Genomic DNA, 23325 nt, shown 5'->3' with positions numbered 1-23325 from the left:
TTCCTCACTCGCTCGCGCCCACCCACCGCCCGGCGGCGTGCGGAATACTCGCCGGTACTCCGCCGAGACTACAAGGAGCTTCAATGACGAAGCCGACCCGGATCGACCCGTCCGACCTGCTCGCGGTCGGCGACCTGCTCTCCGACGAGGAGCGGCTGATCCGTGACACCGTCCGCCGGTTCACCGAGGAGCGGATCCGCCCGCACATCGGCGAATGGTTCGAGCGCGGGGTCTTCCCGGCCCGTGAAATCGCCCCCGAGCTGGGCGCCCTCGGCGTGCTCGGCATGCACCTCGACGGCTACGGCTGCGCGGGCGCCGACGCGGTGGCGTACGGGGTGGCCTGCATGGAGCTGGAGGCGGCGGACTCCGGGCTGCGCAGCTTCGTCTCCGTCCAGGGTTCGCTCGCCATGCGCTCGATCCACGCCTTCGGCTCCGAGGAGCAGAAGCAGCGCTGGCTGCCCGGCATGGCCGCCGGCGAGCTGATCGGCTGCTTCGGCCTCACCGAGCCGGACTTCGGCTCGGACCCGGCGAACATGCGCACCCGGGCGGTCCGGAAGGGCGGCGAGGGCGGCGACTGGGTGCTGTCCGGCAGCAAGATGTGGATCACCAACGGCAGCATCTCCGACGTCGCCGTGGTCTGGGCGCAGACCGAGGAGGGGGTGCGCGGCTTCCTGGTCGAGCGCGGCACCCGCGGCCTGACCGCCACCGACGTGCACGGCAAGCTCTCCCTGCGCGCCTCCGTGACCAGCGAGCTCGCCTTCGACGAGGTGGTGCTGCCCGCCGACGCGGTGCTCCCCGGGGTGGTCGGCCTGCGCGGGCCGCTCTCCTCCCTCAACGAGGCCCGCTACGGCATCCTCTGGGGCACCGTCGGCGCCGCCCGCGACTGCTACACCGCCGCCCTGGACTACGCCAAGAGCCGGATCCAGTTCGACCGCCCGATCGCCGGCTTCCAGCTGACCCAGCAGAAGCTGGTCGAGATGATGCTGGAGGTCGAGAAGTCCTACCTGGTGGCGCTGCGGATCGGCCGGCTCAAGGAGGAGGGCGCCGCCCGTCCGCCGCACATCAGCTTCGGCAAGCTCAACAACGTCCGCACCGCACTGGAGATCGCCCGCAGCGCCCGGACCGTCCTCGGGGCCAACGGCATCACCACGGAGTACCCGGTGCTGCGGCACGCCAACAACCTGGAGTCGGTGCTCACCTACGAGGGCACCAGCGAGATCCACACCCTGGTCCTCGGCGAGACCATCACCGGCGAGTCCGCGTACCGCTGACGGGCCGTCCACCCGCCGTGAGCAGGAGAAATTCGGTGGCCAGGCCCGGCGCGGCCCGGCTACCTTCCCTGCCATGACCAGCCAGCCCGTCCGGACACCCCCGACCACCACCCTCTGGCGCCCCACCGGGCCCCAGGAGCTGGCGCTGGTCGAGGCCGCCGACCGGCGCGCCTGGCCGCCCCGGCTGCCCGACCAGCCGATCTTCTACCCCGTCCTCAACGAGGACTACGCGATCCGGATCGCCCGGGACTGGAACGTGCCGGCCTCCGGCGTCGGCTACGTCACCCGTTTCGAGGTCGAGACGGAGTTCCTCGCCCGCTACCCCGTGCAGCAGGCCGGCGGCCGGACGATCCTCGAACTATGGGTGCCAGCCGAGGAGTTGGACGAGTTCAACCGGCACATCGTCGGCCGCATCGAAGTGGTCCACGAGTTCCGGCCCCAGTCGTGACCCAGGCAGCCCTCGCGCAGGCGGGTACGCCGGCGGCGGCCGGCCGCGTCCTGCTCACCTCGGCCCAGCGGACCGGCACCACCGCCCTGCTCGTCGAGGCCGCCGCCCGCCGCGGCCTCGCCACCGCCGTCCTCGACGGCCCGGAGACGGTCGAGCGGCTCGCCGGGCGGCCCGTCCACTGGTACAGCGGGCCGCTCGCCGCCGCCCGGATCGCCGCGCCGCTGGGCCTGGCCCCGCTCGAACCCGCGGACGACTGGCTCGCCCGCCTCCCCGAGGAGTTCACCCGCCGCCGGATCGAGCTGACCACGCTCGCCGAGGCCTGGACACTGCGCCACCCCGCGTTCGTCAAGCCGCCTGCCGACAAGTCGCTGCCGCCCGCCGTCTACCCGGACGGCTCCCGGCTGCCGCGCACCGGCGAGCGGATCGGCCCGGACACGCCCGTCCTGGTCAGCGAGCCGGTGACCTTCGCCGCCGAGTACCGGCTGTTCGTCCGCGACGGCGAGGTGCTCACCGGCAGCCGCTACGCCCGCTTCGGCCGGCTCGACCCCGCGCCACCCACCCCCGAGGCCCTCGCCTTCGCCCGCCGCCTGCTCGCCGCCGTCGGCGACACCCTGCCCGGCGCGGTCGCCCTGGACGTCGGCCCGATCGCCGACCCGTACGACCCGGCCGAGCGGTGGGCCGTGGTCGAGGCCAACATGCCGTGGTTCGCGCACTGCTACGGCGCCGACCCGGAGCGCGTCCTGGGCGTCGTGCTGCGCGCCGCCGGACCGGCGGCCGAGCTGGCGGAGGCCGACCGCCGGTTCGTCCGGACGGCCGCCTGACGCCCGCCGGGCGTCCGGTCGGTTGTCGCGGACGCCCGCCCGGCCCCGCCTGACAGCTGCGGACCTCCGCCCGGCACGCGTGGACGCCCGCCCGACACCCGTCGGACACCCGCCGTTCGACGGTGTGATGCCGACCGGTACGGCGGCCGGTGAAGCATGGCGCGGTCGGCGGCGCCCTCGGCGGGCGCGGCCGAGTGCGCGCACGACCGAAAGGAACCCCCAGCCATGTCCGCTGTCCTGTGGCCCCGCCCCCGGGTGCTCGTCGTCGGGATCGACGGCGTCCGCCACGACTACCTGGCACAGGTGCCGATGCCGCGCCTCCAGGAGGTCGCCGAGGCCGGGTTCCTGGTGCCGGTCACCGTGGCGGACACCACGCCGACCATGTCCGGGCCGTGCTGGGCCACCATCGTGACCGGCGTCGAGCCCGCCAAACACGGCGTCTGGGGAAACCACCTGGCCGGCAACCGCCTCGACGTGTTCCCCGACTTCGCCACCCGCCTCAACCGGGGCGACCGCCGCCGTACCTTCGTCGCGGCCGGCTGGGACCCGCTGATGATCAACGAGTCCGGCGGCCCGCTCTTCCGCGCCCCCGGCCGGCTCTCCTACATCGCCCCGGCCGAGGACACCCCCGAGGCCTGGGAGGTCGTGGACGAGGAGGTCACCCGGGAGGCCGTCCACGTCCTCGGTTCCGCCGACCCCGAGGCCTCCTTCGTCTACCTCGGCGCCGTCGACGAGACCGCCCACTTCCTCGGCTGCGGCGACGAGTACCGCGCCGCCATGCGCGCCGCCGACGAGCGCCTCGGCCGCCTCCTGGACGCCGTCCGCGGCCGGGCCGAGTACGCCGAGGAGCAGTGGACCGTCATCGTCGTCACCGACCACGGCCACATCGACGCCGGCGGCCACGGCGGCCGTACGGCCGAGGAGCGGACCGCCTGGGTCGCCTGCGCCGGGCACGACATCCCGGCCGGACCGCCCACCGGCGAGATCCGCCACCCGGACGTCGCCGCCCAGGTGTACGCCTCCCTGCTGCGCCCGATCGACCCGCACTGGACCCTCGACGGCCGCCCCTTCCCGGTCGCCCGCCCGGTGCCCGCGACGGTCTGACCGCGCGAGGCCCCGCCGCCCCGCAGCCTCGCGCACTGCCCGTGATGCCCCGGGTGCAGCAGGCCCGGCTGCGGTGGGGCCGGGCTTGAGCGAGGCTCGATCGAGGCTCGATCGAGGCTCGGGCGGCGCTCGATCCGGACATGCCAGCCTGAGCGCCGGATCGGCACGGCACGTACCCGGGCCGTCGGGGCTCCGGGCCTCTACCCAAAGGCATACGCCTGAAGGTGGAGACGGTACCCCGTGGGTTGGAGGCACGATCGCGACTTGGTAGTGACGCTCCGCCTGGTCGGCACGGGCCACGATGGTTGCACCGCACGGCGGAGCGCGTCGCACGGGCCGACAGCCGACAGACGGCAGCGGACAAACGCGGCACGGTACGGGCAAGCGGTACGGGCAAGCGGCAACGGACACGGAGAGGACAGCCGGGCATGAAGGGCATCGTGAGCAAGGTCGCGCTGGGAGTCGCGGGCACCGGCATGGCCGTGGCCGTGGCGGCCGTGGCAGTCGGCCCGCGGCTGTCCGACTGGTACGACGAGCGCCACCAGGAGCAGGCTTCGTACGAGACCGGCACCCAGGCCAAGGCGGACCGTCGCTCGGTGCCGGCCTGGCTGCCCGACAACGCCTCCGGCGTGCGGTACCTGATGTCCACCACGGGCGACGACCGTCTGCTGCGCGCCACCCTCCCGGAGGGGCGGCTGCCCGTCGGCTGCACCGCCGGGCAGCCGGGAAAGGCCGCGCACCCGGTGCCGATGTCGCTCAAGGCCGGCTGGTTCCCGGACAACGTCGTGGCCAAGGCCAGCGGCACCTGCGGGCACTACAACGTGACACTGAACGGCAACCAGCTCTACGCCTGGCAGGACGGCGCGGCGATGCAGGCGGCGCTCCGTGCCGAGCACGTCGCCAAGCACTGAGCGCGCTGACCGGGAATCAGCCGTCCCGGGCAGGGATCGGCCGTCCCGGGCAGGGATCGGCCGTCCCGGGCGTGGGGCGACCGGGTGATCGAACGGCCCGCCGGGCACCGGGAGGTGCGGGCGGGCCGTCGTCGTGCGTGTCCTGGCCGGCGGGGTGCGGGGGCGGCGACCGCACGCGGGCGCGCCCCCCGCTGTCGGAACCGGACCGGGTTGCGATAGGACGGACCGCGAACGAAGCCCTCGTCACCCCGTCCGCTAGGAGAGCCATGCCCGGCCCGACCGTCGGCCCCGCCGATGACACGTCGACCGCTGCCGCCACCACACCCGCCACCGGCGCGATCACCACCGGCCAGGCCGGCACCGGTTGGGCCACGATCGCGGTCCTGGGCGGTCTCACCGCGCTCGGACCGCTCACCACCGACCTCTACCTCCCGGGTCTGCCCGCGATCGCCGACGACCTGGCCGCGGAACCGGCCGCCGTCCAGCTCACCCTCACCTTCTCGATGTTCGGGGTCGCGGCCGGGCAGATGCTCTTCGGACCGCTCAGCGACCGCTTCGGGCGCCGCCCGCCGCTGCTCGCGGGACTCGTCGCCTACACCCTGTCCAGCGTGGTGTGCGCGCTCGCGCCGAACCTGTCGGTGCTGATCGCCGCCCGCTTCGTCCAGGGCGCGGCGGGCTCCGCCGGGCTGGTGATCGGGCGGGCAGTTTCCCGGGACCGCTTCCAGGGCGTCGCGCTGCTGCGCTTCCTCGCCTCGATCGCCCTGATATCGGGGCTGGCGCCGATCCTCGCCCCGATCATCGGCGCGCAGTTGCTGCGCTTCACCTCCTGGCGCGGCACCTTCGGCGCGCTCACCGCGCTGGGCCTGCTGCTCACCCTGGCCGCGTTCGGTGCACTGCGCGAGACGCTGCCGCCGGAGAGCCGGGACGGCGGCGGGGTGGGCGCGACCCTGCGGACGATGGGACGGCTGCTGCGCAACCTGCCGTTCCTCGGGCTGGCGCTGACCAGCTCCCTCGCCTTCGGGGCGCTGTTCGGCTACATCAGCGGCTCGTCGACGGTGCTGCAGCACGTGTACCAGGTCTCGCCGCAGACCTACAGCCTGCTGTTCGGGCTGAACTCGGTGGCGATCGTGGTGATGACGCAGGTGAACGGGCGGGTGCTGGCGCCGCGTTGCACGCCGCGGTCGCTGATGCTGGGGAGCCTCGCGGTGGCGGTCGCCGCCGGGGCGGCGCTGGTGCTGCTGACGACGGTGTGGGACTTCGGGCTGGTCGGGTTCTGCGCGCCTCTGTTCGTGATGATGGGCAGCCTGGGGGTACTCCTGCCGAACACCGCCGCGCAGGCGCTCGGCCTGGTCGAGCCGCAGGTCGCGGGCACGGCGTCGGCGCTGCTCGGGACGGGCAACTTCCTGGCCGGGGCGGTGGTCGCCCCGCTGAGCAGTCTCGGCGGGCGGCCGTCCGCGGCGCTGCTGGCGGTGGTGGTCCTGGCCTGCGGGGTGCTGGCGACGGCGGCGTACCTGACGCTGTGCCGGGAACAGGCGACAGATGACAGCTGACAGATGTTGAAATCTGTCAGCTGTCATCCGTCATTCGTCATCTGTCATGCGTTATCCGGCATGCGTTATCCGGCATCGGTGATCTGTCACCCCGCTACGCGATCGAGAAGTCGTCCCCGAACACGTTGCCCTGGCCGTACCAGCCGTGCAGGTACACGGTGACGGTGCCGGAGGCGCCGGTGGTGAAGGGGACGGACAGCTTGGTCCAGCCGGAGGAGTTGGCCCAGGAGGACGCGGTGGCGCCGCCGCTGACGCCGGCGTAGGCGTAGTTGCCCTGCACCCAACCGTTCAGCGTGTAGCCGGTGTTGGGCTTCAGCGTGACGGTCTGCGAGCACTCGCCGGTCTGGCTCGCGGTGGCCGCGGCCTGCAGCGCGTGGGTGCCGGAGTGGGCCGGGGTGGAGACCACGGCGCCGCCGCTCTGGCAGGTCCACGGGGCCAGGCTGCCGGTCTCCAGGTCACCGTTGACCAGGCCGGTCGTCGAGCCGGTCCCGGTGACGGTCAGCGCGTAGGTCGCGGTGTGGGTGCCGGACGGCGCAGTGGCGGTCACGGTCAGCGGGTAGGTGCCCGCCGCCACGGCCGAGGTGGTGGTGATGGTGAGCGTGGCGCTGCTGCCGGCGGTGACGCTGCCGGGGGTGACGGTGGCGGTGACGCCGGCCGGGGCGCCGCTGACCGAGAGGTTGACGCTCTGCGCCGAGCCAGCCGTGACCGCCGTCGCGATGGTCGTCGAGGTGGACGAACCGGCCTTGACCGTCCCGGAGTTCGGGCTGGCGGCGACGGAGAAGTCGTTGCTCGCCGTCGAGCCGCTGGTGAACGGCGCGAAGATGTGGGTGAAGTCCCAGGTGTTCTGGCTGATCCCGGAGCAGGAGTCGCTGCCGGCCGTGCCCGGGCAGCCGCCGTTGTCGCGCTGCAGGGCCCAGAAGGACAGCGTGTTGATGCCCTTGGAGACCGCCCAGTTGTAGACGGTGGTGGCGTTGGCCACGGTGAAGGTCTCGGCCGGGCCGTAGTCGTCGATGCCGAGCATCTCGGTGATCCCGATCGAACCCCACAGCTGGACGGGGGTCCTGGTCGGGTAGAGCTTGGCCAGCTGGTTGTAGAGGCCCTGCGCGGAGGTCTGGGTGTCCGTCGCCATGTCGTGACTGGCGCCGTCGTAGTAGTCGAAGGTCATCATGTTGACGACGTCGATCCGCGCGTTGTTGCTGACCGCGTTCCGCAGCACCGCGAGGCCGCTGTCGGCGAGCCCGCCGGTGGTGGTCGGCAGTGTGTAGGAGAACTGGATGCTCCGCCCCTTGGTGGCGGCCCAGTCCTGGACGAGTTTGATCGCCTTGTTGCGGCGGTCGATCCCGGCGGTGTTGGTCAGCGAGTTGTCCTCGATGTCGAGGTCGATCCGGCTGATGTCGTACGTCGTGATGACCTTCTCGAAGGCGGCCGCGATCTGGTTGACGTCGGTGCAGCTGTCGGCCAGCTCGGTGCCGGTGTTGTCGGCGGTGTAGCCGCCGAAGGAGGGGATCACGTCCCCGCCGTTGGCGCGGATGGTGGCGATGTCGGAGCCGAAGGTCGAGGAGGAGACCGGCATGGCGGAGTCGCCGTTCCAGTACGGTGTGCACGAGCCCTTGGTGGCGGCCTGCAGGAACGCCATGGTCAGGTTCTTGGCGCCGGACTGCGCGGCCAGCTGGGCCGGGCTCTGACCGGTCCAGGCCTCGAAGTAGGGGGCGAAGACCCGGCTGGGGAGCGGGGTGGCGGCCTGGGCGGGACTCGTCGCGGTGGCGACCAGGCCGACCGAGGCGGCCAGCGTGGCGCAGGACGTCAGTGCGGCCTGGATGGTTCTGCGAAGACGCATGGATTCTCCAACAGACTTGGTGGGGCAGGACGTTGGCGAGGTGCGATCGGCCCGGGGCACAGCGGACCGGTGGGGTACGGCCGGGTGGCCCGGGGCGCAGCGGGATGCAGCGGGGTGGAGCGCGGTGGATATGGGGGCGTGCGGGCGTGCGGCAGCCCACCGGCTCGCGTGGACGCGGGCGGCGTGCGAGTGCGCGCGGCCGTACGGAGCGGGGGTCGAGTGGAGCAGGGCAGGGCAGTGCCTCAGCCGCCGGTGGTCACACCCCCACAGTGCATCCCGGTCGCATCGACATGCTTATGTTTGGACTAGACCACTGGTCTGTCAAGAGACCTGATAGTTCGTCATCCCACGGCCCGGGCGGTCGAAGGGTGCGCGGATCGGCCTCCGGGGAAGGGAAGTTGCCCGGAGGGAGGGCTGTCGGGCAGCGCCAGGGAGAAGCCACCGGGCGCAAAGAAGACCGTGGCCGCGCACCCGATGGGGGCGCGGCCACGGCGGCCCGGCGCTCAGGACACCGGGCGGTTCGGGGCATCGCGGCGCGGTCGCCGCGGGCGGGGTCAGCGCGATGCCGGGCAGAGCGTGGCGCGCAGTGCGTCGTTGATCTTGGCGGCGGTGTCCGGCCCGAAGCCCTGCGGGTGGTCGGACGAGGTGAACCGCTGGTTGGCCAGGTCGTCCAGCTTCCCCTTGTCCTTGGGGAACTGGTACATCGACTGGCACTGGTTGCGGGCCCGGTCCACGGCCTGGTCGGGCTTGCCGCCGACGATGGCCGGGTCGATCGCGTTCAGCGCGGCGACCAGCTTCGCGGTCAGGTCGGCGCCCGGCTTGGTGGGCAGCCCGGCGTCGGCGGGCGGGGCGGGCTTGGCCGGTGCGGGGGCTCCCGAGGCGCCGGCGTCGGGGGCGGGCGTGCCCGTCGCGCCGTCGGCGGTGGGGGCGGCCGTGCCGGGAGCGGGGGCCACCGGCGTCGAGGCGGCGTCGGTGGGTGCGGCGGTCGGGGTGGTCGGGGCGGTCGAAGCGGCGGCGGTGGGGGAGTCGGCCGCGGAGGTGGCCTTGCCCGAGCTTGATCCGGAGCTGGAGCAGGCAGCGAGGCTCACCGCGGCGAGTGCCGTGAGGGTGGCGGCGAGGAGACGAGTGCGCATGGCGCCCAGACTGTCATGTTCGCGGCGCGGAAGGGAAGGTCCCCCGGGAGGTCTCCGGGGGTCCTCCCGAGGGACCTTGGGGAGGACCCCCGGAGGTCCCTCGGGAGAGCGCGGGCCGGACCCGGGGAACGGCGGACGGCGGCCCCGGGGACCTTCCTCCCCGGGGCCGCCGTCCGTCGTGCCGGTCGGGCGTCCGTCGTGCCGGTCGGCCGTCAGCCGAGGCCGTTGGACTTCAGCCAGTCCTTGGCCACCGCCGACGGGTCCTCCTTGTCCACCGCGACCCGCTTCATCAGTGCCGTCAGCCCCGCGGTGTCGAGCTTGGCCGACACCGCGTTGAGCGCCGCCGTCGCGGTGGCGTCCACGCCCGCCTTGTTGACCAGCGGGGTGATGTTCTGCGCGCCGAAGACGTTCTTCGGGTCGGCCAGCGGGACGAGCTTGTACTGGACGATCTTCGGGTCGGTGGTGAACACGTTGCCGACCTGGATGCCGCCGTCCTTGAGCGCGTTGGCGGTGGTGTCGGCGGTGGGCTTCCACTCCTTGAAGGTCAGCCCGTAGACGTCCTTGAACTGCTGCTCGCGGCGGGACTTGAACTCCGGCGGGCCGCCGATGGTGAACTCGCCGGCCTTGGCAGCCAGGTCGGAGATGCTCTTGAGGCTGTACTTGTCGGCGGTCTCCTGGGTGACGCTGAGCGAGTCCTTGTCCTCGGCGGGGGAGGAGTCGAGGATCCCGAGCGAGGCGGGCAGCGTCGTGGTGAGCGCCGCGTTCACGTCCTGGGTGGTGACGGCGGTGGCCTTGGCGTCCAGGTAGGCGAGCAGTGCGCCGTTGTACTCGGGCAGGACGGTGAGGTTGCCGCTCTGCAGCTGCCCGTAGAGCACCTCGCGGCTGCCGATGTTGAACTTCTCCTCGACCTTGACGCCCTTGGCCTTGAGGGCCTGCGAGTAGATCGAGCCGAGCAGGACGTTCTCCGGGAAGTTCGCCGAGCCGACGACCACCGTCGACCCGGAGCCGCCCGAGCCCGAACCGCCTGAGCCGCCCGAGCCGCCTGATGACGCCGAGGCGCTCGAACCCCCGCTGAGCGGGTCGCCGCCCGAGGAGCCGCAGGCGGTGGCGCCGAGCGCGAGCGCGGCGAGCGTGCCGAGGACGACCGCGCGACGGCTTCGCTTCATTGTCGACATGGTGACAGATGTCCTTCCGAAGAGGATGGGGGAGAGGGGATTCAGCGGGCCTGGTGCTGGGCGCGCACCCCGGGCGGGAGCGCGAACCGGGCGAGCAGGGCGAAGAACAGCTGGGCGGCGACCGCGAGCAGCACCACCAGCAGCGCCCCGCCCACGGTCACGGCGTACTTGCGGGTCGCCAGCCCGTCGATGACGTAGCGGCCGAGCCCGCCGAGCCCGACGTAGGCGGCCACCGTGGCGGTCGCGATGACCTGGACGGTCGCGGTGCGCAAGCCCGCCAGCAGGGTCGGCGCGGCCGAGGGCAGGCAGACCTGCCACAGCACCTGGGGGTGGGTCAGGCCGATGCCCCGCGCGGCGTCGCGGACGTCCGGGTCGGTGCCGCGCACCCCCTCGACGGCGGCCACCAGCAGTGGCGGCGCGGCGAGCGCGACCAGCGGGAACAGGACGGCGGTGTCGCCGACCCCGGCGAGCAGCACTGCCAGCGTCACCAGCCCGAGGGTGGGCAGGGCGCGGGCGGCACCGGCCAGCGCGGTCACCACGGTGACGCCGCGCCCGGTGTAGCCGATCAGCAGCCCGAGCGGGATGGCGAGCAGCGCCGCGTACAGCACGGCCTCGCCGGAGAGCAGCAGGTGCTCAAAGACCCGGTGCACGATCGAGTCCGGGCCGCTGCGGTGGTCCGGGGCGGTGAAGAAGTCGCTCAGCCAGTTCAGCCAGTTCAGCCAGTTCACGAGCCCGCCCCCTTCTCCCGGACGGCCCAGGGTGCGAGCATCCGCCGGGCGCCCACCAGCAGCAGGTCGACCGCCAGTGCGAGGACGGCGATCAGCGCGATGCCGGCCACGATCGGGGTCGGGAAGGTGCGCTGGAAGCCGTCGATGAACAGGTAGCCGAGCCCGCCGCGCCCGACCAGCGCCCCGACACTGGCCAGCGAGATGCTGGACACCGCCGCGACCCGCAGCCCGGCGATCAGGTACGGGACGGCGGCGGGCAGTTCGACCGAGGTCAGCCGGTGCCACGGCCCGTACCCCATCGCGGTGGCGGCCTGCCGGACGGCGTCCGGGACGGCGCGCAGCCCGTCCACGGTGGTCGGCAGCAGGACGGCGAGGGCGTAGAAGGTGAGCGGGATCATCACGGTCGCCTGGGTGGCGAGCCCGGTGTACGGGATCAGCACCACGAACACGGCCAACGAGGGCAGCGCGTAGACGATGTTGAAGACGGCGGACAGCGGCTGGTAGAGCCGGGGGAAGCGGGCGCAGGCCAGGCCGAGCGGGATGGCCAGCAGCAGGCCGATGAGCACGGGGACGAGCGCGATCACGGCGTGGTCGGCGAGCAGGTGGCCGAGGTAGCCGAGGTGGTCGCCGATCCAGTACCAGCGGACGATCGGTTCATCGTCCACCGGAGGCTCCGCCCGGGGTGTCGTCGTCGGAGGTGTCTCCGTCGGAGGTGTCGCGGCCCGACGTGCCGCCGTCGGAGGTGTCGCCACCGGAGGGCTTGGCGGTGCGGACGGGTCCGTCGGCCCCGGGCCGGAGCGCGGCGAGGACGGCCTCGCGGCTCGCGGTGCCGGTGGCCCGCCCCTCGGCGTCCAGCGCGACCGCGACCCCGGCGGGGGAGAGGACGGCGGCGTCCAGCGCGGTGCGCAGGGTGTCGGTGTCCGGACGGAAGACGGCGGCCGGCTGCAGTTCGGCGGTGACGGCGTCGCGGTCGATCCAGCCGATCGGGCGGCGCTCGTCGTCCAGGGCCAACTCCCAGCCCCCGTACGTGAGTCCGTCCGGAAGTCCATCCGTGAGCCCGCCCTTGGGACCGACCTTGGGGCCGTTGCCCACCGGGCGCAGCGCGACGGCGCTGGCGGGGCGCAGGCCGAGGCCGCGCAGGCCGCGGTCGCGGCCGAGGAAGGCGGCCACGCCGTCGTCGGCGGGGGTGGTGAGCAGCGTGTGCGGGTCCGCGAGCTGGGCGATCCGGCCGTGCTCGCGCAGCACCACCACCTGGTCACCGAGTCGGACGGCCTCCTCGATGTCGTGGGTGACGAACAGCACCGTCTTGTGCAGCTCGGACTGCAGCCGCAGCAGCTCCTCTTGGAGCCCGGCGCGCACCACCGGGTCGACGGCGCTGAACGGCTCGTCCATCAGCAGCACCGGTGGGTCGGCGGCCAGGGCGCGCGCCACGCCGACCCGCTGCTGCTGGCCGCCGGACAGCTGGAACGGGTACCGCTTGGCGGTCTCGGGCGCGAGCCCGACCAGTTCGAGCAGTTCGGCGGCCCGCGCGCGGGCCTTCTTGCGGTCCCAGCCGAGCAGGCGGGGGACGGTGGCGACGTTGTCGATCACCTTGCGGTGGGGGAACAGTCCGGCCTGCTGGATCACGTACCCGATGCCGCGGCGCAGCTTGGCGGGCTCCAGCTCGGCGACGTCGGTGCCGTCCAGCAGTACTCGGCCCGAGGTGGGCTCGACCATCCGGTTGACCATGCGCAGCAGGGTGGTCTTGCCGCAGCCGGATGGTCCGACCAGGACGGTTATCCGACCGGTCGGGACCTCAAGGTCCAGGCCCTCGACGGCGACTGTGCCGTCGGGGTGGCGCTTTCCGGCGCCCTCGAATCTGATCACGGGGTGTTTCCTCGTCAGGGCGCCCCGGGGAGGCGGCGCCTGTATCGGTCGGTCGTTCGGTCGTTCGGTTGTTGGCGGTTTGTCGACAAACGGCCGGGCGGATCGGTGCTGGTGACGCTTGTCGTACCAACCGCCCGGGCGTTCTTCCGCCCGCGTGGCTGCCCCGGTTCGGACCGGCGGAAACTCTGATCAGCCTATGACCTGCATCATCTCCTGTCTCTGATTTGCCCGTGGGCGCGTACCGGGAGGCCGGGCCCGGACAGCTCGGCCTCCCGGACCGCTCAGCTCCGGCCGGCTCAGCCTCCCGACCGGTCATCAACCCTGACGGGTCGGCCGCCCTGACGGGTCGGCCGCCCTGACGGGTCAGCCGCCCTGACGGGTCGGCAGTCCGGCCGCCGCCCAGCCGACGAACCCGCCGTCCAGGTCGGTCGCCCGGTGCAACCCCAGTTCGCGGAGCGAGGCGGCGGCCAGACTGGAGGCGTAGCCCTCCGAGCAGACCACGATCACCTCGACGTCGTAGCCCGAGGCCTCGGAGATCCGGTGACTGCCCGTCGGGTCGAGCCGCCACTCCAGGACGTTGCGCTCGATGATCAGCGAGCCCGGGATCTCCCCCTCGGCCGCCCGCTGCCCCGCCGGACGGATATCCACCAGCAGCGCGCCGCCCAGCTGGGCCTGGTACGCCTCCTGGGCTCGCGGGCGGTGGACGCCCTCGCGGGCGCGCTCCACCAGGTCGTCGATCGTGGTCACCATTGTTCCGGTCCTTCCTCCGAGGTGCGGACGAGCCCTCCGGCCCGCAGGTCGTAGTGCGCCATCGCGCTCAGCGGGGGCGAGTAGGCGTGCAGGGTGACGGCCGGCCCGGGCGCGGTGTTGCGCACGTCGTGCACGTACTCGGGGCCGAAGGCGCGGGCGGTGCCGGCCGGGACCCGGCGGATCAGCAGGCCCTGGTCCGGGCCGCCGAGGGACAGCTCCTCCAGCTCGCCGAGGGCGACGGCGAACGCGCCGCGCGAGCCGCCGTGGTCGTGGAAGCCGGTGGACTGTCCGGGCAGCCAGCTGATCAGCCACACCTCGTGGTCGTCCTCGGCCACCAGACGCCGGTACCAGCGCTCCTCGGTGGAGAGGCGGACGTGGTGGATCCACTGGTCGGGCCGCTCGGCCAGCTCGCGGACGATGGTCCGCAGGGTGCTGGGGGTGAGCGGGGCGCGGTCGTCCGCCGCGGGGGAAGTGGTCGTCGGCGGCTCGGAGACGGAGACGGGGGCAGAGACGGGAACGGGAACGGGGGCGGAGAGGGAGACGGGGGCTGGGGCCGGGCTCGGGTGCAGGCTCATCAGGGCGTCCTCGGGTGCGCGGGAACGTCGGCGGGGGGTGCCCGGGTCCGGCGCCGGTCGGTGGGCGCGGGCCGATGGAGCGGCCCGGCACGCAACGGGGTGCGCCGGGAACGGGCGGAAGTCAGGACGGCGGGTGCGGGTGCGCGGCGCGGGCCCTGGCAGACGTCACAGGGCGGAAGCGGAAGCGGAACCGGCGGGGAAGTGCAGGGTCAACACGCACAGATGGAACTCGCCTGGCGTCGCAGATCGACGTGCAGGCGGCAGACCAGAGTGGCGCCGGATTCCATGTGCCGGATCCTTCCCGAGCGAACCGGACGAAGTCAAGCCGGGCCGGGGGCGGTCGTCGACCTGCCGGCGCTTGTCTCGACGCGGCCTTACCACGCAGTGGCCGAATCCATCCCTCAAGCCCCCGGTTTCAGTCGAATGAGTGTCGAATGAGTAAAGAAGCTACGTGCGGGGTAGATGAGCTTTTCATCCCACCCAGGACCGTCCGCGTGTCCGCACAACAAGATCGGCCCAGACGCGTTTCCGTCGACGTATTGTCAGGCCACCAAGGCCCGGCCTACCGTCTACAGATCGCTTTCTACGCACGTAGACCCCTGCGGATCCCCGAGCGGACCCGCGGGTGAGACCCGCCCCGTCAACCCTCATACCGCGGGTCCGACCGCACGGCCGGGCCGCGGAGTTGCGGAGGTACCCATGTCGCAGATCGTCCGTGCCGCGCTCGTCCAGACCCGTTGGACCGGCGACCAGGAGAGCATGATCGCCCTCCACGAGCGGTACGCCCGCGAGGCAGCCGGCCAGGGCGCGAAGATCATCGGCTTCCAGGAGGTCTTCAACTCCCCGTACTTCTGTCAGGTCCAGGAGCCCGAGCACTACCGCTGGGCCGAAGCCGTCCCGGACGGCCCGACCGTACGCCGGATGCAGGACCTCGCCCGCGAACTCGGGCTGGTCATCGTCGTCCCGGTCTACGAGGAGGAGCAGACCGGTGTCTACTACAACACCGCCGCCGTGATCGACGCCGACGGCAGCTACCTCGGCAAGTACCGCAAGCACCACATCCCGCAGGTCAAGGGCTTCTGGGAGAAGTACTACTTCAAGCCCGGCAACCTCGGCTGGCCGGTGTTCGACACCGCCGTCGGCAAGGTCGGCGTCTACATCTGCTACGACCGCCACTTCCCCGAGGGCTGGCGCGCCCTGGGCCTGGCCGGCGCGCAGATCGTCTACAACCCCTCCGCCACCAGCCGCGGCCTCTCCTCCTACCTCTGGCAGCTCGAACAGCCCGCCGCCGCCGTCGCCAACGAGTACTTCGTCGCCGCCATCAACCGGGTCGGCACCGAGGAGTACGGCGACAACGACTTCTACGGCACCTCCTACTTCGTGGACCCGCGCGGCCAGTTCGTCGGCGACGTCGCCTCCGACAAGGAGGAGGAACTGGTCGTCCGCGACCTCGACCTCGGCCTGATCGAACAGGTCCGCCAGCAATGGGCGTTCTACCGCGACCGCCGCCCCGACGCCTACGGACCGCTCGCCGAGGCCTGAGGAGCAGCGCGATGACCACCCGCGACCCCCAGCAGCGCACCGTCGTCCGCGGCGGCCTCGTCATCACGGCCACCGACGAACTCCACGCCGACGTCCTGATCGAGGGCGAGCGCATCGTCGCCCTCGCGGCCACCGGCAGCTCCGCCGCCGAGGCCTGGACCGCCGACACCGCCATCGACGCCACCGGCCACTACGTCATCCCGGGCGGCGTCGACGCCCACACCCACATGGAGCTGCCGTTCGGCGGCACCGCGGCCTCCGACACCTTCGAGACCGGCACCCGGGCCGCCGCCTGGGGAGGCACCACCACCATCGTCGACTTCGCCGTCCAGCCCGTCGGCGGCTCGCTGCGCGAGGGCCTGGACACCTGGCACGCCAAGGCCGACGGCAACTGCGCCATCGACTACGCCTTCCACACCATCGTCTCCGACGTCAACGACGGCGTGCTGAAGGAGATGGACGCCCTCGTCGACTCCGGCGAGTCCACCTCCTTCAAGCTCTTCATGGCCTACCCCGGCGTCTTCTACAGCGACGACGGCCGCATCCTGCGCGCCATGCAGCGCGGCGCCGCCAACGGCGGGCTGATCATGATGCACGCCGAGAACGGCATCGCCATCGACGTCCTGGTCGAACAGGCGCTCGCCGCCGGGCGCACCGCCCCCCGCTACCACGGCGAGGTCCGCCGCGAACTGCTCGAGGCCGAGGCCACCCACCGGGCGATCAAGCTCGCCCAGGTGGCCGGCAGCCCGCTCTACGTGGTGCACGTCTCCGCCGCCGCCGCCCTCGCCGAGCTCGCCCAGGCCCGCGACGCCGGGCTCAACGTCTTCGGCGAGACCTGCCCGCAGTACCTGTTCCTCTCCACCGACAACCTCGCCGAGGAGGGCGCCGACGGCTTCGAGGGCGCCAAGTACGTGTGCAGCACGCCGCTGCGGCCGCGCGAGCACCAGGAGGCGCTCTGGCGCGGGCTGCGCACCAACGACCTCCAGGTGGTCTCCACCGACCACTGCCCGTTCTGCTTCGTCGGACAGAAGGAACTCGGGCGCGGCGACTTCTCGAAGATCCCCAACGGCCTTCCGGGCGTGGAGAACCGGATGGACCTGCTCCACCAGGCCGTCGTGGACGGGCACATCAGCCGGCGCCGCTGGGTCGAGATCGCCTGCACCACGCCCGCCCGGATGTTCGGGCTGCACCCGCGCAAGGGCACCATCGCGCCGGGCGCTGACGCCGACCTCGTCGTCTACGACCCCACCGCGGTGCAGACCGTCTCCGCCGCGACCCACCACATGAACGTGGACTACTCCGCGTACGAGGGCCGCCGACTCACCGGCCGGGCGCGGACGGTGCTCTCGCGCGGCACCGTCGTGCTGGACGACGGCACCTGGCTCGGCCGGGCCGGGCACGGCACCTTCCTGCGCCGCGACACCTGCCAGTACCTGGTCTGAGCCGCACGTCGTTACCCGGGTGCCTCGGTGCCTCGGTGCCTCGGTGCCTCGCGACCTCGGTATCCCGCCACCTCGGTACCCCCTTCGACCCGCACGTCCCCTTGTCGACCAGCCGCCGCCCGGGCCCGACCGGCGGTCGGGCGGCGGTCCCACCCTTGTTCCAGGAGCCAGTTATGGACATCGGCCTCGTCCTGCAGACCGACCCGCCCGCCCGCAAGCTCATCGACCGGATGATCCGCGCCGAACAGGCCGGGTTCAGCCACGGCTGGACCTTCGACTCCTGCGTCCTGTGGCAGGAACCCTTCGTCATCTACAGCCGGATCCTCGCCGAGACCGAGCGGTTGACCGTCGGCCCGATGGTCACCAACCCCTCGACCCGCACCTGGGAGGTCACCGCCTCCCTGTTCGCCACGCTCAACGACATGTACGGCAACCGCACCGTCTGCGGGATCGGCCGCGGGGACTCCGCGATGCGGGTCGCCGGACGCCACCCCGCCACCCTCGCCCGGCTCTCCCAAGGCATGCACGCCATCAAGGAGTTGGCGGAGGGGCGCACCGTCGAGGTGGACGGCACCGAGATGCACCTGCCCTGGGTCGGCCCGGGTGCGTCGCTGCCGATCTGGATGGGCGCATACGGGCCGAAGGCGCTGGCGCTGACCGGGCGTCAGGCCGACGGGTTCATCCTGCAGTTGGCCGACCCCTACCTCACCGAGTTCATGGTCAAGGCGGTGCGGGCCGCCGCCGTCGAGGCGGGTCGGGACCCGAACTCGGTCACCATCTGCGTCGCCGCCCCCGCCTACGTCACCGCCGACGACTCGCCCGCCGCCCTCGCCCACGCCCGGGAACAGTGCCGCTGGTTCGGCGGAATGGTCGGCAACCACGTCGCCGACCTGGTCAGCCACTACGGCGAGCACTCCGACCTGGTGCCGGAGGCGCTCACCGACTACATCAAGAACCGCCAGGGCTACGACTACAGCCACCACGGCCGGGCCGGGAACCCGGACACGACCTTCGTCCCGGACGGGATCGTGGACCGCTTCTGCCTGATCGGCCCGGCCGAGACGCAGCGCGCCCGACTGGCGGAGCTCCGCTCGCTCGGCGTCGACCAGTTCGCCGTCTACGCCATGCACGACGCGATCGAGACCACCATCGACGCCTACGGGACGGACGTCATCCCCCACGTGTGATCCCGATGTGATCCCAGTTGCAGCAGACGGGAGTTGCCCATGGCCGACACCGCGACCGGCGGCGGCAGACAGTGGCAGCACCCCGACGGCCGGGTCGAACTCGACCCGGCCGTCGAGGAGTTGCCTCCCAACGGCTTCACCAGCGACGACCTGCGGCCGGTCCCGGTCGCGCGGCGCACCTGGTCCACGTACAACTTCCTCGCGCTCTGGGTCGGCATGGCCCACAACATCCCTTCGTGGACACTGGCTTCGGGCCTCGTCGCGATCGGCATGGACTGGAAGCAGGCGGTGCTGACCATCGCACTCGCCAACCTGATCGTGCTGGTTCCGATGCTGCTCACCGGGCACGCCGGCACCAAGTACGGCATCCCGTTCCCGGTGTTCGCCCGGGCCTCGTTCGGGCTGCGCGGCGCCAACCTGCCCGCGCTCGTCCGGGCGGCGGTCGCCTGCGCCTGGTTCGGCATCCAGACCTGGATCGGCGGGGAGGGCATCTTCCTGCTGGCCGGCAAGCTGTTCGGCCAGTCCTGGCGCACCGCCGGCGAGTTCGGCGGCTACCCGTGGACCCAGTGGCTCTCCTTCCTGGTGTTCTGGCTGATCGAGATGATCATCATCGCCCGGGGGATGGAAACGCTGCGGCGCTTCGAGAACTGGGCGGCGCCGTTCGTCATCGTCGGCGCGCTCGCGCTGCTGGCGTGGATCACCGTCAAGGCGGGCGGCTTCGGACCGCTGCTCGACCAGCCGTCCACGCTGGGGTGGGGCGGCGGGTTCTGGAAGGTCTTCTTCCCGGCACTGATGGGCATGATCGGGTTCTGGTCCACCCTGTCGCTCAACATCCCGGACTTCACCCGCTTCGGCGGCAGCCAGCGGGCCCAGATCCGCGGCCAGGCGCTCGGCCTGCCGACCACGATGACGCTCTTCGCGTTCCTGTCCGTCCTGGTCACCTCGGGCTCCCAGGCCGTGTACGGCGAACCGGTGTGGGACCCGATCCGGCTCGCCGCGAAGATGGAGAACCCGGTCGGCATCCTGTTCGCGCTGCTGACCGTCCTGGTCGCGACCCTGTCGGTGAACCTCGCCGCCAACGTCGTCTCGCCGGCCTACGACCTCGCCAACCTGCTGCCCCGGTTCGTCAACTTCCGTACCGGGGCGCTGATCACGGGCGTGGTCGGGATCGCGATCTTCCCGTGGCGGCTGATCTCCGACCCGCACGTCTACATCTACACCTGGCTGGGGGTGGTCGGCGGCCTGCTCGGCACGGTCGCCGGGGTCCTGATCGCGGACTACTGGCTGCTGCGCCGGACCCACCTCCGGCTCGCCGAGCTGTACCGTCCGGGCGGGGCGTACTGGTACACGGGTGGCTGGAACTGGCGGGCCGTCACGGCTCTGCTGGTGGGCGGCCTGCTGGCGGTCGGCGGTTCGTACTCCACCGTCGACGCCCACGGCGCCAAGCAGGGCCCGTTCCCGGCGGACGGCCTCATTCCCTTCCTCAAGCCACTCGCCGACTACGGCTGGGCCGTCGGCCTCGCGGCGGCGGTGATCCTCTACGTCCTCCTCAACCTCCGCCGGGGGCTGGAGGCTGGGGAGGGGTAGCGGCGGGGCGGATGACAGCGGACAGCGGATGACAGACGACAGCAGACAGCTGACAGATTTCGAAATCTGTCAGCTGTCTGCTGTTCGTTGTCTGCTGTCTGCTGCAACCCGTGACCCGTCGTGCTCCACGCGTCGTGCTCCGCCTGTCACCCGGCCGTCGCCCGCTCGACGGCGGCGAGGACCTTCGCGGCGCCGTCCTCGGCGGCGAGGGTGGTGGCGATGGCCTGGGCGCGAGTGCGGTAGCAGGGGTTGTCCAGGGTGCGGCGGAGGGCGGTGGCGAGGCGGGTGGGGGTGAGGGCCCGGAGGGGGACGGGGCCGGGGGAGACGCCGAGGGCGGCGAGCCGGGCCGACCAGAAGGGGGCGTCCAGTTGGGCGGGAACGGGGATGGTCGGGGTCCCGGAACGGAGGGCGGCGGCCGTGGTGCCGGCGCCGGCGTGGTGGACCACGGCGGCCGTGCGGGGGAACAGCCAGTCGTGCGGGGTGTCGCCGATGGTCAGGACGGTGTCCGAGTCCTCGGCGGCCAGACCGCTCCAGCCCGCCTGCAGGAGGAGGCGCACCCGGGCGGCGCGGGCGGCCGCGAGGACGGTGGCGGTGAGCCGCTCGGGGTCCGGGACGACCAGGCTGCCGAAGCCGACGAAGACCGGTGGTGGACCGGCGGCGAGGAAGCCGACGAGCCGGGCCGGAGGTCGCCAGTGCGGCTGTGCGACCGGCCACCAGTAGCCCGCCACGTCCAGTCGGGGGTGCCAGTCGGCCGGCCGGGGAACGACCGTCGGCGAGAAGCCGTGCAGGACGGGGTGGTTGCGCCGGGCCCGGGCGATGCCGAGCGGCGGCAGGCCGAGCCGGCGGCGCAGCCCGCGGACGGCCGGGACGAACAGCTGGTCGGTCGCGGCCTGGACGGCGTGTCCGGCGAGTAGGTTGCCGGGCCGGGAGAGCGATCGGGTGCCCGTGACGGCGGGCGCGAACTCGCGGGTGGGGGCGATGGGTTGGAGGAACAGCCCGATGGTGGGGATGCCGGCGGCTTCGGCGGCGGCCTGGCCGAGCGCGCTGGTGGTGCTGGTGGTCAGCAGGAGGTCGGTGCCGAGTGCGACGGCCCCGACGATGCCGTCGCCGAGCGCGGGCATGAACTTCCGGCCAAGTCGAAGGAGTTGGAGGACGACGGCCGGTCCGCTGCCGGCCTTGAGAAGTCGCCGGCCCTGCTCGGAGGCGAGTTCGGCGCGCGGGTCGACCGGCAGCGGGCGGAACTCCAGTCCGGCCGCCCGTACGGTCTCGGCGAAGGTGGTGTGGGTGGCGATGGCGACCTGGTGGCCGGCCGCCCGCAGGCGGACCCCGAGCCCGGTGAAGGGGGCCACGTCGCCGCGGGACCCGGCGGTGGCGATCAGGATGCGCATGGCCGCAGTATTGCGGCGCGGCCGGGCCGCAGGAAGGACGCCACGCGCGGCGGACGGGGGAGGGCAGCGGACGGCGACGGGCGGTGGCCGGATTCGGGCGCTGTGCCCCGCGGCATCGGAACCGGGCGGCGTGCGGTGGCGTCCTTGGGGGCAGAGCGGACGGAACGGGGCCGTCGCGCCGGGGACAGGAGGATGACGGATGGGCATCGTGGCGTGGATCGTGCTGGGCCTGCTGGCGGGAGGGCTGGCCAAGCTGCTGCTGCCGGGCAAGGACCCGGGCGGCTTGATCGTGACCACCCTGATCGGCATCGCCGGCTCCTTCGTCGGCGGCTGGATCGCGTCGCACTTCCTGCACCGGTCGATCAACGCGCACTTCTTCGACGGAGCGACCTGGGTGTCGGCGATCGGCGGCGCCCTGGTGCTGCTGATCGTCTACCGGCTGCTGTTCGGCAACTCGCGTCGCTAGGACGGCTGGTGCAGTCGTCGGCTGTTCGGAGCGGGGGCGCGGGTCGCGGGTCGTCCGGGTGGCCGATTCGAGTCGGCCGTCGCGGGTACCGGAAACCAAGCGGCGCCCTCCGGCGTCCTTCGGACCGGACCCGCTGTCTCGACGGGGCCGTCACGCCGATGACGCGAGGGGCGACTGATGAGCTGGATGGCGTGGATCGTACTGGGCCTGGTGTCGGGCACCCTGGCCAGGATGGCGATGCCGGGGAAAGGTGAGCGCGGTCTGATCGGGACCACCCTGATCGGCATCGCCGGCTCCTACGTCGGCACCTGGATCGTCTCGCACTGGATGCACGGGTCGGTGAAGGTGGGTTTCCTCGACCTGACGACCTGGGTGTCGGCGATCGGCGGCGCGGTGGTGCTGCTGTTCGGCTACGGGGTGTTCCTGCGAGTCGTCCGGCGCTGATCGGCCGAATCACCCCGATCACCCTGACCGCCCTGACCGCCCTGATCGCCCTGATCGCCCTGATCGCTCCGATCACCCCGAACGCCCGGTCGGTCCGGCCGTCAGTCGGCGTCCGCGGACACCTCGGCGACCCAGCCCGGCAGTTCCTCGCGGGCGTGCAGCCAGGTGGCCGGGACCTCGGCGAGCCCGGTGCGGGCGGCGACCACCCCGGCGGCGATCGCGCAGGTGGTGTCCTGGTCGCCCCAGCCCTCCAGGGTGCGCCAGACGGCCTCGGTCAGTGAGTCCAGGTGCCCGGCGGCGGACCAGAGGGCGAACGGGACGGTGTCCGGGGCGGAGATCAGGGCCCCGGAGCCGAGCACGGTGGCGGCGTGCCGGACGCTGGTGTGCTCGGGCAGCCGGGCGGCGATCCGCAGGCCGGAGCGGACGTCACTGTCGGGCAGCCGTCCGGCGATCTCGGTCAGCAACTCGGCCCGGCCGGGCGGGGTTTCGCCCCGGCTCCGGACGGCGAAGGCCGCCGCGAGGGCGACCGCCACCGCGCCGACGACCGCCTCCGGGTGGAAGTGCGTGGTGAGCGCCTGCAGTTCGGCCTGCCGGGCCACCGCGTCCAGGTCGTCGGCGAACCAGGCGCCCAGCGGGGCGACTCGCATCGCGGCACCGTTCCCGTACGAGCCCTGGCCCTCGAACTGGCCCGCGGTGATGGTCCGCCAGTCCCCGCCCGCCCCGATCCCGCGCAGTACCCGGTGCATCGACGGACCGTACTTGCGGCCGTACTCGCGTGCGTACTCGGCGCCGAACTCCCCGGCCAGCGCGTCCTGACGGACCTCGCCGTGGGTGGTCAGGTGGCGGACCAGCACGAGTGCCATCGCGGTGTCGTCGGTCCAGTGCCAGGGCGCGGGGCGGGTCAGGCGCGCGGCCAGCGCCGCAGGCGCCTCGTCCACCGGGACCGAGAACCAGCGGTCGCCGAAGGCGTCGCCGAGGGCGAGCCCCCGCAGGCTGTCCAGGACCGGACCGGCCGTACGCATGTCATCCTCCAGGTGAGATCAACCGTGTGCGGCAGTCTGCCGGACGGCCGAGGCGCCGACGACCGGATTTCCTCCGGG

The 23325-nt window shown here is 72.7% G+C and carries 23 protein-coding genes; 12 read left to right on the top strand and 11 right to left on the bottom strand.

Translation table 11 applies throughout. The features are described 5' to 3' along the window. Positions 1 to 83 precede the first annotated feature (83 nt). The 6 genes from ACZ52R_RS25505 to ACZ52R_RS25480 all read left to right on the top strand — a co-directional run bounded on the left by ACZ52R_RS25505 (position 84) and on the right by ACZ52R_RS25480 (position 6105). Complete coding sequence (locus tag ACZ52R_RS25505; RefSeq protein WP_360490256.1) at positions 84 to 1271, top strand: acyl-CoA dehydrogenase family protein; 1188 nt, start codon at positions 84 to 86, stop codon at positions 1269 to 1271. A gap of 73 nt (positions 1272 to 1344) precedes the next feature. After that, on the top strand, positions 1345 to 1719 hold the full coding sequence (locus ACZ52R_RS25500) for an ADP-ribosylation/crystallin J1 (RefSeq protein ID WP_465620742.1): 375 nt from the start codon (positions 1345 to 1347) through the stop codon (positions 1717 to 1719). Positions 1720 to 1769: 50 nt separating this feature from the next. Continuing rightward, positions 1770 to 2540, top strand: a complete 771-nt coding sequence (locus ACZ52R_RS25495) for an ATP-grasp domain-containing protein (protein WP_465754238.1) — start codon at positions 1770 to 1772, stop codon at positions 2538 to 2540. A 225-nt stretch (positions 2541 to 2765) separates the two neighbouring features. Continuing rightward, positions 2766 to 3644, top strand: coding sequence for an alkaline phosphatase family protein (locus ACZ52R_RS25490; protein WP_465620739.1), 879 nt, complete (start codon positions 2766 to 2768; stop codon positions 3642 to 3644). A gap of 428 nt (positions 3645 to 4072) precedes the next feature. After that, positions 4073 to 4555: a hypothetical protein gene (locus ACZ52R_RS25485; protein WP_465754213.1), complete on the top strand. Its 483-nt coding sequence runs from the start codon at positions 4073 to 4075 to the stop codon at positions 4553 to 4555. Between the two features lie 266 nt (positions 4556 to 4821). Then, positions 4822 to 6105, top strand: coding sequence for a multidrug effflux MFS transporter (locus tag ACZ52R_RS25480; protein WP_465754212.1), 1284 nt, complete (start codon positions 4822 to 4824; stop codon positions 6103 to 6105). 94 nt (positions 6106 to 6199) lie between these two features. Here the strand turns inward: ACZ52R_RS25480 and ACZ52R_RS25475 are convergent, their stop codons facing one another. From ACZ52R_RS25475 to ACZ52R_RS25435, 9 genes are all read right to left on the bottom strand, one after another. Beyond that, positions 6200 to 7942, bottom strand: coding sequence for a glycosyl hydrolase family 18 protein (locus tag ACZ52R_RS25475; RefSeq protein ID WP_465754211.1), 1743 nt, complete (start codon positions 7940 to 7942; stop codon positions 6200 to 6202). A gap of 554 nt (positions 7943 to 8496) precedes the next feature. Continuing rightward, on the bottom strand, positions 8497 to 9075 hold the full coding sequence (locus ACZ52R_RS25470) for a hypothetical protein (protein WP_465754210.1): 579 nt from the start codon (positions 9073 to 9075) through the stop codon (positions 8497 to 8499). A 212-nt stretch (positions 9076 to 9287) separates the two neighbouring features. Continuing rightward, positions 9288 to 10241: an ABC transporter substrate-binding protein gene (locus ACZ52R_RS25465; RefSeq protein WP_465620730.1), complete on the bottom strand. Its 954-nt coding sequence runs from the start codon at positions 10239 to 10241 to the stop codon at positions 9288 to 9290. Between the two features lie 50 nt (positions 10242 to 10291). Next, positions 10292 to 10978, bottom strand: coding sequence for an ABC transporter permease (locus ACZ52R_RS25460; protein ID WP_465754209.1), 687 nt, complete (start codon positions 10976 to 10978; stop codon positions 10292 to 10294). Next, the gene (locus ACZ52R_RS25455) at positions 10975 to 11643 is read right to left on the bottom strand and encodes an ABC transporter permease (RefSeq protein ID WP_360490236.1); all 669 of its coding nucleotides are present in this window, start codon (positions 11641 to 11643) and stop codon (positions 10975 to 10977) included. Before ACZ52R_RS25455 ends, ACZ52R_RS25460 begins: the two co-directional genes overlap by 4 nt. Continuing rightward, entirely contained in the window at positions 11633 to 12844 is a 1212-nt protein-coding gene (locus ACZ52R_RS25450; RefSeq protein WP_465754208.1) for an ABC transporter ATP-binding protein, read from the bottom strand. The genes ACZ52R_RS25455 and ACZ52R_RS25450 overlap by 11 nt, the downstream gene beginning before the upstream one ends. Before the next feature lie 363 nt (positions 12845 to 13207). Continuing rightward, complete coding sequence (locus tag ACZ52R_RS25445; RefSeq protein WP_465620724.1) at positions 13208 to 13594, bottom strand: rhodanese-like domain-containing protein; 387 nt, start codon at positions 13592 to 13594, stop codon at positions 13208 to 13210. Then, positions 13588 to 14169 (bottom strand): cysteine dioxygenase, encoded by a 582-nt coding sequence (locus ACZ52R_RS25440; RefSeq protein WP_465620722.1) that lies wholly within the window; start codon positions 14167 to 14169, stop codon positions 13588 to 13590. Before ACZ52R_RS25440 ends, ACZ52R_RS25445 begins: the two co-directional genes overlap by 7 nt. A 209-nt stretch (positions 14170 to 14378) precedes the next feature. Further along, complete coding sequence (locus tag ACZ52R_RS25435) at positions 14379 to 14456, bottom strand: putative leader peptide (protein ID WP_107054354.1); 78 nt, start codon at positions 14454 to 14456, stop codon at positions 14379 to 14381. Between the two features lie 412 nt (positions 14457 to 14868). Between ACZ52R_RS25435 and ACZ52R_RS25430 the strand changes: the two genes are divergently transcribed. The 4 genes from ACZ52R_RS25430 (at position 14869) to ACZ52R_RS25415 (ending at position 19927) form a co-directional block, all read left to right on the top strand. Beyond that, positions 14869 to 15711: a nitrilase-related carbon-nitrogen hydrolase gene (locus ACZ52R_RS25430; protein WP_360490228.1), complete on the top strand. Its 843-nt coding sequence runs from the start codon at positions 14869 to 14871 to the stop codon at positions 15709 to 15711. A gap of 11 nt (positions 15712 to 15722) precedes the next feature. After that, entirely contained in the window at positions 15723 to 17153 is a 1431-nt protein-coding gene (gene hydA / locus ACZ52R_RS25425; protein WP_465620720.1) for a dihydropyrimidinase, read from the top strand. Between the two features lie 173 nt (positions 17154 to 17326). Beyond that, positions 17327 to 18340 (top strand): TIGR03842 family LLM class F420-dependent oxidoreductase, encoded by a 1014-nt coding sequence (locus ACZ52R_RS25420; protein ID WP_360490224.1) that lies wholly within the window; start codon positions 17327 to 17329, stop codon positions 18338 to 18340. Positions 18341 to 18379: 39 nt separating this feature from the next. Then, a complete protein-coding gene (locus ACZ52R_RS25415) occupies positions 18380 to 19927 on the top strand; it encodes an NCS1 family nucleobase:cation symporter-1 (protein ID WP_465620718.1) in 1548 nt (515 codons plus the stop codon). A 146-nt stretch (positions 19928 to 20073) separates the two neighbouring features. Here the strand turns inward: ACZ52R_RS25415 and ACZ52R_RS25410 are convergent, their stop codons facing one another. Next, a complete protein-coding gene (locus tag ACZ52R_RS25410) occupies positions 20074 to 21315 on the bottom strand; it encodes a glycosyltransferase (RefSeq protein WP_465754207.1) in 1242 nt (413 codons plus the stop codon). Between the two features lie 199 nt (positions 21316 to 21514). Between ACZ52R_RS25410 and ACZ52R_RS25405 the strand changes: the two genes are divergently transcribed. Then, positions 21515 to 21781 carry a GlsB/YeaQ/YmgE family stress response membrane protein gene (locus tag ACZ52R_RS25405; RefSeq protein ID WP_360490218.1) on the top strand — a complete coding sequence of 89 codons (267 nt, stop codon included), beginning with the start codon at positions 21515 to 21517 and terminating at the stop codon, positions 21779 to 21781. 177 nt (positions 21782 to 21958) lie between these two features. Further along, positions 21959 to 22225, top strand: coding sequence for a GlsB/YeaQ/YmgE family stress response membrane protein (locus ACZ52R_RS25400; protein WP_360490216.1), 267 nt, complete (start codon positions 21959 to 21961; stop codon positions 22223 to 22225). A 101-nt stretch (positions 22226 to 22326) separates the two neighbouring features. On the opposite strand, the gene ACZ52R_RS25395 is transcribed toward ACZ52R_RS25400, so the two are convergent. Next, on the bottom strand, positions 22327 to 23247 hold the full coding sequence (locus ACZ52R_RS25395) for an ADP-ribosylglycohydrolase family protein (RefSeq protein WP_465754206.1): 921 nt from the start codon (positions 23245 to 23247) through the stop codon (positions 22327 to 22329). Between the last annotated feature and the right edge of the window lie 78 nt (positions 23248 to 23325).

The organism is Kitasatospora sp. NPDC034023 (assembly GCF_055575795.1).
The sequence above is the reverse complement of the archived record's forward strand: the minus strand, read 5'-3'. Positions and strand labels throughout refer to the sequence as shown.